General features: G+C 60.9%; 13 protein-coding genes. 9 read left to right on the forward strand and 4 right to left on the reverse strand.

The window, feature by feature from the left end:
• Positions 1-311 precede the first annotated feature (311 nt).
• A complete protein-coding gene (gene dnaQ, locus DK871_RS27145; protein WP_178116089.1) occupies positions 312-1,052 on the reverse strand; it encodes a DNA polymerase III subunit epsilon in 741 nt (246 codons plus the stop codon).
• A gap of 301 nt (positions 1,053-1,353) precedes the next feature.
• On the opposite strand from dnaQ, the gene DK871_RS27150 reads away from it, so the two are divergent.
• Entirely contained in the window at positions 1,354-2,304 is a 951-nt protein-coding gene (locus DK871_RS27150; RefSeq protein ID WP_161907325.1) for a glycerophosphodiester phosphodiesterase family protein, read from the forward strand.
• 1 nt (position 2,305) lies between these two features.
• On the opposite strand, the gene rnhA is transcribed toward DK871_RS27150, so the two are convergent.
• Together rnhA and DK871_RS27160 are read right to left on the reverse strand one after the other, a co-directional pair.
• Positions 2,306-2,758: a ribonuclease HI gene (rnhA, locus tag DK871_RS27155; RefSeq protein ID WP_003173571.1), complete on the reverse strand. Its 453-nt coding sequence runs from the start codon at positions 2,756-2,758 to the stop codon at positions 2,306-2,308.
• A gap of 31 nt (positions 2,759-2,789) precedes the next feature.
• Positions 2,790-3,548 (reverse strand): class I SAM-dependent methyltransferase, encoded by a 759-nt coding sequence (locus DK871_RS27160; protein WP_161907326.1) that lies wholly within the window; start codon positions 3,546-3,548, stop codon positions 2,790-2,792.
• A 65-nt stretch (positions 3,549-3,613) separates the two neighbouring features.
• On the opposite strand from DK871_RS27160, the gene gloB reads away from it, so the two are divergent.
• The 8 genes from gloB (at position 3,614) to DK871_RS27200 (ending at position 14,386) form a co-directional block, all read left to right on the forward strand.
• Positions 3,614-4,381, forward strand: a complete 768-nt coding sequence (gene gloB / locus DK871_RS27165; protein ID WP_161907327.1) for a hydroxyacylglutathione hydrolase — start codon at positions 3,614-3,616, stop codon at positions 4,379-4,381.
• Positions 4,382-4,479: 98 nt separating this feature from the next.
• Positions 4,480-5,880, forward strand: a complete 1,401-nt coding sequence (locus DK871_RS27170; RefSeq protein WP_003190692.1) for a transglycosylase SLT domain-containing protein — start codon at positions 4,480-4,482, stop codon at positions 5,878-5,880.
• A 220-nt stretch (positions 5,881-6,100) separates the two neighbouring features.
• The gene (locus tag DK871_RS27175; protein ID WP_161907328.1) at positions 6,101-7,930 is read left to right on the forward strand and encodes an extracellular solute-binding protein; all 1,830 of its coding nucleotides are present in this window, start codon (positions 6,101-6,103) and stop codon (positions 7,928-7,930) included.
• Positions 7,927-9,759 (forward strand): extracellular solute-binding protein, encoded by a 1,833-nt coding sequence (locus DK871_RS27180; RefSeq protein WP_161907329.1) that lies wholly within the window; start codon positions 7,927-7,929, stop codon positions 9,757-9,759. The genes DK871_RS27175 and DK871_RS27180 overlap by 4 nt, the downstream gene beginning before the upstream one ends.
• A complete protein-coding gene (locus DK871_RS27185) occupies positions 9,760-10,833 on the forward strand; it encodes a microcin C ABC transporter permease YejB (protein WP_056784415.1) in 1,074 nt (357 codons plus the stop codon). It abuts the gene before it with no gap.
• Between the two features lies 1 nt (position 10,834).
• Positions 10,835-11,854: an ABC transporter permease gene (locus DK871_RS27190; RefSeq protein WP_161907330.1), complete on the forward strand. Its 1,020-nt coding sequence runs from the start codon at positions 10,835-10,837 to the stop codon at positions 11,852-11,854.
• Position 11,855: 1 nt separating this feature from the next.
• Positions 11,856-13,457, forward strand: a complete 1,602-nt coding sequence (locus DK871_RS27195; protein WP_161907331.1) for an ABC transporter ATP-binding protein — start codon at positions 11,856-11,858, stop codon at positions 13,455-13,457.
• Positions 13,458-13,492: 35 nt separating this feature from the next.
• A complete protein-coding gene (locus DK871_RS27200; RefSeq protein ID WP_161907332.1) occupies positions 13,493-14,386 on the forward strand; it encodes an AraC family transcriptional regulator in 894 nt (297 codons plus the stop codon).
• Here DK871_RS27200 and DK871_RS27205 read toward each other — a convergent pair.
• Positions 14,328-14,915: a LysE family translocator gene (locus DK871_RS27205; RefSeq protein ID WP_161907333.1), complete on the reverse strand. Its 588-nt coding sequence runs from the start codon at positions 14,913-14,915 to the stop codon at positions 14,328-14,330. The genes DK871_RS27200 and DK871_RS27205 overlap by 59 nt on opposite strands.
• Positions 14,916-15,186: the final 271 nt, after the last annotated feature.

Below are 15,186 nucleotides of genomic sequence, written 5' to 3' on the forward strand. Positions count from 1 at the left end.
AGGTGCCGAGTGGTGGGGCAAGAGCGTTTTGCTTACTTTTGCGCTTTTCAAAAGTAAGACGCCGTCAGGGCGGAACCCTAAGTGGCCGTTACCGCAGAAATGGATATGTACACAGTCCAACTGTATTGACTATCAGGCCGTCATCGCAGGCAAGCCAGCTCCCACATTTGGATAGCGGGGCGTCAGGTAAACAAGTGTCGACAGTCCTGCCCCCATCGGTAGCAAGCCCCCTCCCACAGTTTGATCGAGGGGCGTCAGATAGATAGGTGAACGCTGTCAGACCGCCTTCGCAGGCGAGCCCACTTGAGCGGTTAGTGCTGGGTGAGTTGCGTCCACAATGCCGGCGCACCCGCTGCCTTGGCGATCGCTTCCAAGCGCGCCGCATGCTCGGCCAGGTCCTGCTCGCTGGCGCGGATGATCGGCGTCGGCTTGCGATCAGCCGGCAAGCGGCGGATTTCCGAAGGGCGGTTGCCCGAGCCCTCCGCCGAACCGCTGCCATCGGACGCATTACCGGCCAGGGACAGGCTGGTCTGCCCACCCGTCATGGTCAGGTAAACGTCGGCCAGGATCTCGGAGTCGAGCAAGGCGCCGTGGAGTTCACGGCCGGAGTTGTCGACGCCATAACGCTTGCACAAGGCATCTAGGCTGTTGCGTTGGCCCGGGTGACGCTCGCGGGCCATCATCAAGGTATCGAGGATCGTGCAGTGCTGGGAGATGTCCGCACGGTCGGTCTGCCCCATCAGGGCAAATTCGTTGTTGATGAAACCGATGTCGAACGCCGCGTTATGAATGATCAACTGGGCGCCGTTGATGAACTCGAAGAACTCATCGGCCACTTCGGCAAAGCGGGGCTTGCCCTTGAGGAATTCATCGGTGATGCCGTGGACGCCAATCGCCCCTTCGTCACTGTCACGGTCCGGTTGCAGGTAGACGTGGAAGTGGCGGCCGGTCAGGCGGCGCCCCATCAGTTCGACACAGCCGATTTCGATGATCCGGTGACCATCGGTCACCGGCATGCCGGTGGTTTCGGTATCGAGTACAACAGATCGGATGGCCATCAGGGTTCAGCTCTCAACGGTTCGGTACAGTTCAAGGGGCGGGATATTAGCACGCTCTATAACCGAAGCGCCCCATGGCACCCCGCCACCGGTGAAGACCAATCGTGCCCCAGGGTGGCAGCGTATGCCCCCCACGGCTCGCTCTCTACCGCGTCGTCAAGAAATGCCTGGACATCGGCATGACCTGAAGAAAACCTCCCGCACTCCTGGGTAGCATTCCGTCAGGCATTAAATAAATAATGGTGCCTTTCGTTTATCAGCAGTATGCCGGACCGCTACGAGAGTGTGCTCCCCAATGATCAAAGCTCGATATACCCTGGCTTTGCTGCTCACCAGCCTCCTGCTGGGCGGCTGCAGCACCCCATCGGCTCCCGAGACCTCAGGCACGCGCCTGCCGCTGGTCGTGGCCCATCGAGGTGGCACCGCGGACTTTCCGGAAAATACGCTGCTGGCCGTTGAGAATGCCCTGCGCCATAACGTCGACATGCTGTGGCTGACCGTGCAACTGAGCCGTGACGAAGTGCCCGTGTTGTACCGGCCCGCCGACCTGAGTGCCAACACCCAGGGTACGGGCGCAGTGGCAGAGAAGACCTGGGCGCAGTTGCAACAACTCAACGCCGGCTGGCAGTTCAAGCAAACTGCAGCGGATGGCCGCGTGACCTTTCCTTATCGCACCCAGGCCGTAGCGTTGCCCTCATTGCAACAGGCGCTCACAGCGATTCCAGTAACCACCCCGATCATCCTCGACATGAAAGCACTCCCGGCCACGCCCCAGGCGGCGGCTGTTGCTCGCGTATTGGAGCAGAACCATGCCTGGGACCGCGTGTGGATCTACTCCACCGACGTCAGCTACCAGCAAGCGTTCGCCCAATACCCCAAGGCCCGGCTGTTCGAATCCAGGGACCGGACCCGTGAACGCCTGGCCAATGTTGCCCTGGCAAACAGTTGCAACCCGACACCGCAACCAGGCGGTTGGGTAGCGTTCGAGTACCAGCGCAAAGTGGATTTGGTGGAAACTTTCACCCTCGGTGAGGCCCGCTCAGCGGTGAATGCCAAGCTGTGGACGCCCCAGGCTGTCGACTGTTTTCGCGCCAACGGCGAATCGAATATTCTGGCGATTGGGGTCAACAACGCTAACGACTATCGCGCCGCTGCCTGCCTGAAGCTCAATGCCGTGCTGGTAGATTCGCCACGCGCGATGGCGGCAGTGAAGCAGCGGCTCGAACGGCCGCTGCGGTGTCGCTGATTCAGCTTTGTTTGTAGCCGCGCACTTCATCCACGCCACGGTTGGCCAACTGGTCGGCGCGCTCGTTGCCAGGGTGGCCAATGTGGCCGCGTACCCATTTCCAGGTGATGTCGTGACGGTTGCACTGCTCATCGAGCAATTGCCACAGGTCGGCGTTCTTGACTGGCTCTTTGGCCGCCGTCTTCCAGCCGCGTTTTTTCCAGTTGACCATCCACTCGTTGATGCCCTTCATCACATATTGCGAGTCGGTCACCAGGAGTACGTTGCAGCGCCGCTTGAGTTCTTCGAGGCCGCGAATGGCGCCCATCAGTTCCATGCGGTTATTGGTGGTATTGGCTTCGCCGCCCCACAGTTCCTTCTCCACGCCCTTGCACACCAGCAAGGCGCCCCAGCCACCTGGGCCCGGGTTGCCCTTGCAGGCGCCATCGGTGAAGAGTTCTACGCTATCGGTCATCGGTTATTCGGCCTGAAATCAAAAAGAGGTTTTACGGTTCGCGCTGTTCGCGGTTGACCTTGGCCAACGGCATCGGCACGAGCTTGCCGATCGGCTCGCGGCGCACTTGCTGCACCGGTCGCAGCCCGACCACGATCTTGCGTGCAACCAATAAATAGAAGCCGCCACCCGACAGCTGCCAGGCCCCTGCGCGGCGTTCCCAACCGGCCAGGCGGCCCTGCCACTTGGCAGTCGCAAGCGGCGGACGATAGCACCCGAAGCGGCGTTTCTCCAGCGCAAAGCCCAGCAGGTTGAGCCAGTCACCCACCCGTGATGGCGCGATGCAACGCGCCTGGCGTAGCCCGTCATGGGCGAACATACGGCGCAGGCCCCAACTGCTCCAGGGGTTGATGCCAACAATCAGCAAATGGCCACCAGGGCGCACGCTGCTGGCCGCTTCGCGCAACAAACCGTGGGGTGACAGGCAGAAATCCAGGCCATGCTGCAACACCACCACATCGGCGGCGTGTTCGCTCAAGGGCCAGGCCTGTTCCTCGCAGACGATTTCCACCCCCGGCAACGGCGCCCCCAGGCGCACATTGCGTTGCACCTGCGGCGCCGAGGGCGGCGTGTCGGCTGACGGCCCGTAATGCACCAGGTAGCCACCAAAGAACCGGCCCAGCTCGTCTTCGAGCATGCGCCGCTCCTCCTCCAGCAAAAACTGCCCAATCGGCCCGGACAACCATTCACGGGCCGCGCTGATCAGGGCCAGCCACTCAGGATCGGCCTGGGCGAACGCTTTATCAGTCATTGCATTCTCCAACTCGCCTAGACGTTCTAAGATGCACCAATGTGTTCAGCTTGGCGAATCGAAGAATGATACAGATCAGTGCCCTACCCGCCTTCACCGACAACTACATCTGGTTGTTACAAGACCCCGCCACCCAACGCTGCGCGGTGGTCGACCCCGGCGATGCCACGCCAGTGCTGGCATGGCTCGAGCAGAATGCCGAGTGGCGCCTCAGCGACATCCTGGTCACCCACCATCACCATGATCATGTAGGCGGTGTCGAGCAACTGAAAACTGCCACCGGCGCCAAGGTCTACGGCCCGGCCAACGAAAAGATCCCGGCGCGGGATGTGGCCTTGCACGACAACGACCACATCAACGTGCTGGGCTGGGACTTCGACGTGTACGCCGTGCCAGGCCATACCCTCGGCCACATCGCCTTTTACCACCAAGGCGTATTGCTGTGTGGCGATACCTTGTTTGCTGCCGGCTGCGGTCGCCTCTTCGAGGGCACGCCCGAACAGATGTACAGCTCCCTGGAACGCCTGGCCGCCCTGCCCGCCGATACGCAGGTGTACTGCACCCACGAGTACACACAAAGTAACCTCAAGTTTGCCCAAGCCGTGGAACCGCACAACGCCGACATCGCCGAACGGGTGGAAAATGTCGCCCAACTCCGCGCCCGTGGCGAGATGACGCTGCCATCCAACCTGGCCCTGGAAAAACTTACTAACCCATTTTTGCGCACCGCTGAAACATCCGTTAAACAAAAAGCGGACGAACGGAACGGCCGCGACAACCGCTCTGGGGCCGAGGTGTTTGCTAGCTTGAGGGCTTGGAAAGATAAGTTCTAACCAGATGCAATCTGATACGTAATTTCTGAATGGTTGACCGCAACCACAGCGCTTTCTAGAATCGCCCGACATTTTTGCCCGGAACTTACTTCCAGCCAATGTCGTCATCTATTCGTAAATCCATTTCTTCAGACGCATTGACCCGCCTGGCTCAAGCCGTGGCGGTGGCCGTTTCCGCAACTCTGGCGGGCTGCCAATCGACCCATTACGCTGCACAATCCACCGTGCAACCCAAACCGAATCTTGCTGCCAAGATCAAGCAAAAACCTATTTGGCTATCAGAGAAGCCCAGCCCCGAAGTACCCCAGGACGTCTGGGAACGCATGCGTCGGGGCTTTCAATTGCAGGACGGTGTCGGCGTCAACCCGCGCATCGAGCAACAGCGCCTATGGTTCGCCAGCAACCCCTCCTTTCTGGAGAATGCCGGCGAACGCGGCAGCCTCTACATTCATTACATCGTCGAACGCCTTGAAGAACGCAACATGCCCCTGGAGCTGGCGCTGCTGCCAGTGATTGAAAGTGCCTACAACCCAATGGCCTATTCGCGCAGCGATGCGGTCGGCTTGTGGCAGTTCATTCCCTCCACCGGGCGCTACTTCAACCTGCGCCAGACCCGCGCCTACGACGGCCGCCGCGACATCACCGCCTCCACCACCGCCGCCCTGGACTACCTGACGCGTCTGCATGACATGTTCAACGGCGACTGGCTGCTGGCCCTGGCGGCCTATAACGCCGGCGAAGGCACGGTCAGCCGGGCAATCGAGCGCAATGAAAAACTCGGCCTGCCCACCGACTACTGGAACCTGCCCCTGCCCCAGGAAACCAAGGACTATGTGCCCAAGTTCCTGGCCTTGTCCCAGGTGGTATTGGCGCCCGAAGCTTACGGCGTCAACCTGAACCCGATTGCCAACACGCCGTACTTCGAAGTGGTTGAAGTCAAGCAAAGCATGGACCTGTCACGGGTTGCCGCGCTGGCCGAGATCGACGAAGACGAACTGTTCCAGCTCAACCCAGCCCTGAAACAACGCACCACCCTGGACGGCCCCCAGCATCTGCTGGTACCGACCTCCAAGGCCCAGTTGCTGACCAGCACCCTTTCGACGATGAAGCCGGAAGAATTGCTGAGCATGCGCCCGAAAAAGCCGGTGTTCGACGAAGTCGAGACCAAGGCGGTTGCAGGGCGCACCCGCAGCTACAAGGTACGCAGTGGCGACAACCTCACGCTTATTGCCAAGGCCAACAAGGTCGATGTGCATGACCTGCAGCGCTGGAACAAGCTCAACGGCCAGGCACTCAAGGTTGGCCAGACCCTGGTGATGCAGGACACGCGCAAAGTTGCGGCGAAAAAGCCGGTGCAGTACAAGGTCAAGAAAGGTGACTCGCTGTACATGGTGGCCAAGCGTTTCAACGTCGAGATGCAGCATCTCAAGCGTTGGAACCCGCGCACCGGCCAGGCATTGAAGCCAGGCCAGATGCTGGTGGTTTCCGGGCCAAGATAATCAATGTAGGAGCTGGCTTGCCTGCGATACAGACACCTCGGTGTGTGTCCCAGGCACCGAGTCGATGCTATCGCAGGCAAGCCAGCTCCCACATTTGACCTTCACACCGTCCAATAGCTCGCAGTCCGCAAAATGGCCCTCCCGACAGCCTTTTTCCAACCGGAACAAGCTGTTACTGTACCGATCATAAAGCCCAAGCCGCCTGGATCGGATCTCTGACTTGAAGCGTCCCCTCCTTCTACTAATAAGCCTGGCCTTGAGCTTTGCGGCGAACGCGACGATCACCGAAAGCCACGGTTATGCGCAGTTCGGCACACTCAAGTACCCGGCCAAGTTCACCCATTACGATTGGGTAAACCCTGCAGCGCCCAAAGGCGGGACATTGCGGGTGATGGCATTTGGCACCTTCGATACGCTCAACCCCTATACCTTCAAGGGTACAAGCCCGGTTGCCACCGGCAACTTCCTGCAGTACGGCGTCAACGAACTCAATGAACCCTTGATGGTGGGCACCGGGCAATACGCGCCGTCCGGCGATGAACCCACCTCCAGCTATGGCCTGATTGCCCACTCGGTGGAATACAGCGAGGACCGCAGTTGGGTGGTGTTCAACCTGCGCCCCGAAGCACGCTTTCACGACGGCAAGCCGATCACCGCCGATGACGTAGCGTTCTCCTATCGCACCCTGCTGACCGAAGGCCATCCGCAGTACCGCACCAACCTGCAGGAAGTGGCCCGGGTCGACATCCTCAACCCTAACCGTATCCGCTTTGTGTTCAAGCGCGCCGGCAACCCCTTGCTGATCCTGCGCCTGGGCGAGTTGCCGGTGCTGCCCCAACACTATTGGAAAAACCGTGACTTCAAGGCCACCACCTTCGAGCCTCCGCTGGGCAGTGGGCCTTACCGCATCACCAAGGTGGCGCCTGGGCGGCAACTGGTGTTTGAACGGGTCAAGGATTACTGGGGCAAAGACCTGCCGGTCAACCAGGGGTTCTATAACTACGACAAGGTCGACGTGGAGTTCTATCGAGACAGCGACGTGGCCTTTGAAGCCTTCAAGGCCGGTGAATTCGACATTTATATCGAGCATCAGGCCAAAAACTGGGCCACGGGCTACAACTTTCCGGCGGTCAACCGCGGCGATGTGATCAAGGCGCAGATCGCTCATCAGATCCCCACCCAGAGCCAGGGCCTGTTCATGAATACCCGACGACCGGCGTTCAGCCAGGCCAAGGTGCGTGAAGCCCTGGGGTTGATGTTCGATTTTGAATGGACCAACCGCACCCTGTTCAGCAGCGCTTATAAGCGCTCGGTAAGCTATTACCCCAACAGTGAGTTCTCGGCTACTGGCCTGCCTGTGGGCCATGAGTGGTTGATGCTCTCGCCCTACCGCGACCAACTGCCGGCCGCGCTGTTTACCCAGCCGTTCAGCCTGCCGCACACCGACGGCCGCGGCATCCCCCGCGAAACCCTGCGCCAGGCCCTGGCCCTGCTCAGCGAGGCCGGCTGGAAATTGTCGGGGCAGCGCCTGCTCGATAAAAACGGGCAACCGCTGCGCCTGGAAATCCTGCTGGTCAACCCGAACCTTGAGCGCATCCTGCAACCTTATGTCGAAAATCTGACCCGCATCGGCATCGACGCCCGCTTGCGCACCGTTGACCGCGCACAGTACAAACAGCGCCTTGATCAATTCGATTTCGACATGATTCTGATGACCCTCAACCAGACATTGAGCCCCGGTCTTGAGCAGTGGCAGTACTTCCACTCCAGCCAGGCCGCGATCAAGGGCAGCAAGAATTACGCCGGCATCGCCAACCCGGTGGTCGACCACCTGCTGGACCAACTGCTGGCGGCGCAGACCCGCGAAGAACAACTGGCCGCCGGCCGCGCCCTGGACCGGGTGCTGCTGTGGCAGCACTACAGCATTCCCAACTGGTACCTCAACTACCATCGCCTGGCGTACCGCAACCGGTTCGCCTTCGTCACCACGCCGCCCTATAGCCTGGGCCTGAGCGCGTGGTGGCTGAAAGCTTCGGAGAAAGCCCAATGATGTCCTTGCGTACTACCCTGCTCGCCAGCCTGTTGCTGTGCACCGCGGCGCACGCCGCGCCACAACATGCGCTGACCCTCTACAACGAGCCACCCAAGTACCCCGCCGACTTCAAGCATTTTGACTACGTAAACCCCGACGCCCCCAAGGGCGGCACCTTCCGCGAATCGGCCATGGGCGGCTTCGACAGCCTCAACCCCTACATCAGCAAAGGCGTGCCGGCGGATAACCTGCCGCTGATCTACGACACCCTGGCCATGCAGAGCCTGGACGAACCCATCACCGAGTACGGCCTGGTGGCCGGCAAAATCGAAAAAGCCCCGGACAACAGTTGGGTGCGCTTCTACCTGCGCCCCGAAGCGCGCTTCCATGACGGCCACCCGATCCGCGCCGAAGACGTCGTATTCACCTTCCAGACCCTGATCAAGGAAGGCAACCCGCTGTACCGCAACTACTACGCCGACGTCGATGAAGTAGTGGCCGAAGACCCGTTGCGCGTGCTGTTCAAATTCAAGCGCACCAACAACCGCGAGTTGCCGTTGATCCTGGGGCAGTTGCCAGTGCTGCCCAAACACTGGTGGGCGAGCCGGGATTTCTCCAAGGGCAACCTGGAAATCCCTCTGGGCAGCGGGCCTTACCAGGTGGCCGAGGTCAAGCCGGGCCGCATGATTCGCTACGAGCGCGTCAAGGATTATTGGGCCAAGGACCTGCCGGTCAATAAGGGCTTCTACAACTTCGATACCCGCATCACCGATTACTACCGCGACAGCACCGTCTCCCTGGAAGCCTTGAAGGCCGGGCAGTTCGACTACTGGCTGGAGTTCAGCGCCAAGAACTGGGCCAACGCCTACAACATTCCAGCGGTGAAAGAAGGCCGCTTGATCAAGGAAGAAATTCCCAACGGCAACCCCACCGGCATGCAGGGCTTTGTGTTCAACATGCGCAAGCCGATGTTCCAGGACGTGCGGGTGCGCAAGGCCATCAGCCTGTTGCTGGATTTCGAATGGAGCAACAAGCAGTTGTTCAACGGTGCCTACACCCGCACCCGCAGCTATTTCGAAAACTCGGAAATGGCCGCTACCGGCCTACCCGGCCCGGACGAACTGGCGATCCTTGAGCCGCTGCGCGACAAGATCCCTGGCGAAGTCTTCACCCAGGCCTTCGAACCGTCCCACACCGACGGCAGCGGTATGATCCGCACCCAACAGCGCGAGGCCTACCAACTGCTGCAAGAGGCAGGCTGGAAGATTGTCGACGACAAAATGGTCGACAGCACCGGCAAGCCGGTGACCATCGAGTTCCTGCTGGCCCAGACCGAGTTCGAGCGCATCCTGCTGCCGTTCAAGCGCAACCTGGCAGACCTGGGCATCGACCTGGTGATTCGTCGCGTGGACGTCTCGCAGTTCATCAACCGCCTGCGCTCGCGCGACTTCGACATGCTGGTGGGCAGCTTCCCGCAATCCACCTCGCCGGGTAACGAGCAGCGCGAGTTCTGGAAATCCTCCAGCGCCGACAAGCCCGGCAGCCGCAACTACATGGGCCTCAAGGACCCCGCCGTCGACCAGTTGGTGGAGGAGTTGATCGACGCCGGTTCGCGCCAAAGCCTGATCGCCCACGCCAGGGCGCTGGATCGTGTGCTGCAGTTTGGTTACTACGTGATCCCCAACTGGCACATCAAGACCTTCCGCGTCGCGTACTGGGACCACCTGGGCCACCCCAAGGTCTCGCCACGCTACGACGTCGGCACCGCCACCTGGTGGAGCAAGCCCGACGTCACGCCTGCCGTCCCCCTGGATACACGCGCCGATGCGGCGAGCGGAGGCGATTAAATGCTGGCCTATATTGTTCGTCGCCTGTTGCTGATCATCCCCACGCTGTTCGGGATCTTGCTGATCAACTTCGTCATCATCCAGGCCGCGCCCGGCGGCCCGGTGGAGCAGATGATCGCCAAGCTCGAAGGCTTCGACGGCGCCACCAGCCGCATTGCCGGCGGCGGGGCCGAAGTCGCGGTGGCCGGCTCCAGCTACCGTGGCGCCCAGGGCCTGGACCCGGCGCTGATCAAGGAAATCGAAAAGATGTACGGCTTCGACAAGTCGGCGCCGGAACGCTTGTGGATCATGGTCAAGAACTACGCCCAGCTGGACTTTGGTGACAGCTTTTTCCGGGACGCCAAGGTCATCGACTTGATCAAGGAGAAGATGCCGGTGTCCATTTCCCTGGGGTTATGGAGCACCCTGATCATGTACCTGGTATCCATCCCCCTGGGGATCGCCAAGGCCACGCGCCACGGCAGCCATTTCGATGTGTGGACCAGCTCGGCGATCATCGTCGGCTATGCGATACCGGCGTTCCTGTTCGCGATCTTGCTGATCGTGGTGTTTGCCGGTGGCAGTTATTTCGACTGGTTCCCCTTGCGCGGGCTCACGTCCAACAACTTCGACGAGTTGAGCTGGGGCGGCAAGATCCTCGATTACTTCTGGCACCTGGCGCTGCCCGTCACCGCCCTGGTGATCGGCAACTTCGCGACCATGACCCTGCTGACCAAGAACAGCTTTCTCGACGAAATCAACAAGCAGTACGTGGTCACCGCCAAGGCCAAGGGTCTGACCAACAGGCGCGTGCTGTATGGCCACGTGTTCCGCAACGCCATGCTGCTGGTGATCGCCGGTTTCCCTTCGGCCTTCATTGGCATCTTCTTTACCGGCTCGTTGCTGGTGGAAGTGATCTTCTCCCTCGACGGCCTAGGCCTGATGAGCTTTGAAGCGGCGATCAATCGTGACTACCCGGTGGTGTTCGGCACGCTGTTTATCTTCACCCTGCTGGGGCTGATCGTGAAACTGATCGGCGACCTCACTTACACCCTGGTCGATCCGCGTATCGACTTTGCCAGCCGGGAGCATTGAGATGAACCTGTCCCCCCTCAATCGTCGCCGGTTCGAGCGGTTCAAGGCCAACAAGCGTGGCTGGTGGTCGCTGTGGCTGTTCCTGGTGCTGTTCGTGCTGAGCCTGGGCGCCGAGTTGATCGCCAACGACAAGCCCCTGGCAGTGCACTTCGACGGCGGCTGGTACTTCCCGGCGCTCAAGCGCTACCCGGAGACCACCTTCGGCGGTGAATTCCCGTTGGAAGCCAACTACAAGAGCCCGTACATCCAGGAACTGCTCAAGGCCAAGAACGCCTGGACCTTGTGGGCGCCGGTTCCGTTCAGCTACCAGAGCATCAATTACGACCTGAAAGTCCCGGCCCCGGCGCCGCCGTCCTCGGTGAACCTGCTGGGCACCGATGACCAGGGGCGCGATGTGCTGGCGCGAGTAATCTACGGCTTTCGCGTGTCGGTGCTCTTTGCCCTGACCCTGACCGTGCTCAGCTCGATCATCGGCGTGATTGCCGGCGCCTTGCAGGGCTTTTATGGCGGTTGGGTCGACCTGGCCGGGCAACGTTTTCTGGAGATCTGGTCCGGCTTGCCGGTGCTCTACCTGCTGATCATCCTGGCCAGCTTTGTGCAACCCAACTTCTGGTGGCTGCTGGGGATCATGCTGCTGTTTTCCTGGATGAGCCTGGTGGATGTGGTGCGCGCCGAGTTCCTGCGCGGGCGCAACCTGGAGTACGTGCGCGCGGCGCGGGCGCTGGGCATGCAGAACGGCGCCATCATGTTTCGCCACATCCTGCCCAATGCGATGGTTTCGACCATGACCTTCCTGCCCTTCATCCTTACCGGCGCCATCGGCACCCTCACCGCCCTGGACTTTCTCGGCTTCGGGCTGCCGGCAGGTTCGCCGTCGCTGGGTGAGCTGGTGGCCCAGGGCAAATCCAACCTGCAGGCGCCGTGGCTGGGCATGAGTGCCTTTGCGGTGCTGGCGATCATGTTGAGCCTGCTGGTGTTTATCGGCGAGTCCGCTCGCGATGCGTTCGACCCGAGGAAATGAGATGAATCCGGACAATCTGATCGAAATCCGCGACCTCAGTGTCGAGTTCGTCACCGGCGAGCATCATCACCGCGTGGTCAACCACGTCAGCTTCGACATCAAGCGCGGCGAAACCCTGGCGCTGGTGGGCGAAAGCGGTTCAGGCAAATCGGTCACCGCCCATTCGATTCTGCGCCTGCTGCCCTACCCTCTGGCAAGGCATCCGTCTGGCACCATCGAATATTCAGGGCAAGACCTGCTGACGCTCAAAGAGAAGACCCTGCGGCATATACGCGGCAACCGTATTGCGATGATCTTCCAGGAGCCGATGACCTCGTTGAACCCGCTGCACTCCATCGAAAAACAGATCAACGAAGTGCTCGGCCTGCACAAGGGCCTGACCGGCAAGGTCGCCACCCAGCGCACGTTGGAGTTGCTGGAACTGGTGGGCATCCCCGAACCGCACAAACGCCTCAAGGCCCTGCCCCATGAGCTGTCCGGCGGCCAGCGCCAGCGGGTGATGATCGCCATGGCCTTGGCCAACGAACCGGAGTTGTTGATCGCCGATGAGCCGACCACCGCCCTTGACGTCACCGTACAGTTGAAGATTCTGGAATTGCTCAAGGAGCTGCAGGCGCGGCTGGGCATGGCGCTGCTGCTGATCAGCCACGACCTCAACCTGGTACGGCGCATCGCTCACCGTGTGTGCGTGATGCAGCAAGGTTGCATCGTGGAGCAGGCCGATTGCGAGACGCTGTTCCAGTCGCCCCAGCATCCCTACACCCAGGAACTGCTTGCTGCGGAGCCCAGTGGCGGGCCGGCCAGCAACGCGGTCGGCCCACCGCTGCTGGAAGTGGACGACCTGAAAGTCTGGTTTCCGATCAAGAAAGGCTTTCTGCGCAACACCGTGGATTACGTCAAGGCCGTAGACGGCATCAACTTCAGCCTGCCCCAGGGGCAAACCCTGGGCATCGTTGGCGAAAGTGGCTCGGGCAAATCCACTCTGGGCCTGGCGATTCTGCGCCTGATCGGCAGCCAGGGCGGAATTCGCTTTGAAGGCCAGCAACTGGACCGCATCAGCCAACAGCAGGTGCGCCCGTTGCGCCGGGAAATGCAGGTGGTGTTCCAGGACCCCTTCGGTAGCCTGAGCCCGCGCATGTGTGTCAGCGAGATCGTCGGCGAAGGCTTGCGCATCCACAAGATGGGCACGCCCGCCGAACAGGAAGCCGCGATTATCGCGGCGCTCAAGGAAGTGGGCCTGGACCCCGAATCCCGGCATCGCTACCCCCATGAATTCTCCGGCGGCCAACGCCAACGCATCGCCATCGCCCGAGCGCTGGTGCTCAAGCCGCGCCTGATCCTGCTGGACGAGCCCACCTCGGCCCTGGACCGCACGGTACAACGCCAGGTGGTAGAGTTGCTGCGCGGCTTGCAGGCCAAGTACAACCTGACCTACCTGTTTATCAGCCATGACCTGGCGGTGGTGAAGGCGCTGAGTCACCAATTGATGGTGGTCAAGCAAGGCCAGGTGGTGGAGCAAGGCGACGCCCGGGCTATTTTTGCCGACCCGCAGCATGCCTATACCCGGCAGTTGCTCAAGGCGGCTTTTTTGGTACCGGCCTGACGTAACGCGGGTGCAAATGCAGGAGAACTAACGCTATGTCGCCGAGCCCTATCGCCCGCCCCGCAGACACGCCGCGCTTCTGGCGCGACGAACGCCTGCCGTTCATCGAAGCGCGCACCATTGCCGACGGGCGCAAGGTCACCTACACCCGGCACGCCCATGAGCATTTTTCCATCGGTGCGATCACCACCGGCTGCAGCTATTACCACTACGGCGCGCGCACCTTCGACATCAGCGCCGGCACCGTGGTGCTGATGAACCCCGGCGATGTGCATGCGTGCAACCCCATCCATGACCAGCCCTGGTCCTACCACATGCTGTACCTCGACACGCCCTGGCTGACCGACCTGCAATACCAGCTGGGGTTCAGTACCGACCAGGGCTACCGGCCCTTCGACACGCCCCATACCCGCGACACCGCGCTGTACCACGGTTTGCTAGACCTGTACCGCACGCTCGTGGATGAACAGGCCGAACTGCTGCAAAAACAGAGCGCGCTGGTGAGTTACTTCACCGAGGTGCAACAGCGCCTGAACCCTTCGCCGGCGCCGGTACGCGAGGTCAACCACAAACTGGAACGCGCCGCCGACTACATCCGCACCCACTGCACACAGGCCTTGAAGCTGGAGGACATCTGCCAGGCCGCCGACCTGTCGCCGTCTTACCTGATCCGCGCATTCAAGCAGTATTACGGCTTGACGCCCCACGCCTTCATGGTCAACCGACGCATCCAGTTTGCCCGCAGCCAACTGCGCAATGGCGCCCTGATTGCCGACGTCGCCCTGGCCGCGGGCTTTGCCGACCAGGCGCACTTCCAGCGCACCTTCAAACAACACTTCGCGGCCACGCCGGGGCAATACCGCGAAAACCTCAAGCCATCAGCAAATAACCCACACTGGCCACCAGCAACGCGGCCATTGAGCGGTTGAACAGGCGCACACCCTTCGGGTTGTGCAAATAGCGGCGCAAAAACGTCCCCGCATACGCCCAGCACGCCACCGAGAGGTAGCAGATCACCAGGTAAAGCGCGGCAAACAACCACACCTGCGCCGCATCGCCATCGGCCACAAACAAGCCCATACCTGCCACACACGCCAGCCAGGCTTTCGGGTTGAGCCACTGCATGATCGCGCCGTACAGCATCGAAGGCGCGGTCTGTGCACCATCAGCGTCCAACCAGCCATCATCCACCGCCAGCTTCCACGCCATATACAACAAGAACACCACACCGCCCCAGCGGATCAATTGGATCAGGATCGGCCAGCGCACCAGCACTTCGTGCAACCCCAGGCCGATGAGTACCAACAATAAGGTGAAACCTACAGCGGCGCCCAACACATGTTTCTGGCTGGCGACAAAACCGAAACGCGCGCCGGCACTTAACGCGACCACATTGACAGGCCCGGGAGTGATGGACGTGGCCAGGGCAAAAGCGGCCATGGAGAGAATCAAGCTCATTACAGTTCCTTGTGTGATGCCAACGATGTTGAGATCACGGTAACGCGCGCAAAGACGAGAGGTATTGAAGAAAATGCCCCTGGGTACTTCAAAAATTGGCGCTGATCTAATTGATGCCCCCATGATCAACTGTGGGAGCTGGCTTGCCTGCGATGGCGGCCGTTCAATCGACAGAGATGTCGAATGTGCCGCCCCGGTAACCACGATGCGAAGCGAGCCGCTCTTGATCTTGATCTGCTTTTGATCTTAGGCGCCCCGTCAAACCACGCTG

The organism is Pseudomonas sp. L13 (assembly GCF_009935965.1).
Classification (GTDB): Bacteria; Pseudomonadota; Gammaproteobacteria; order Pseudomonadales; family Pseudomonadaceae; genus Aquipseudomonas; species Aquipseudomonas lactis.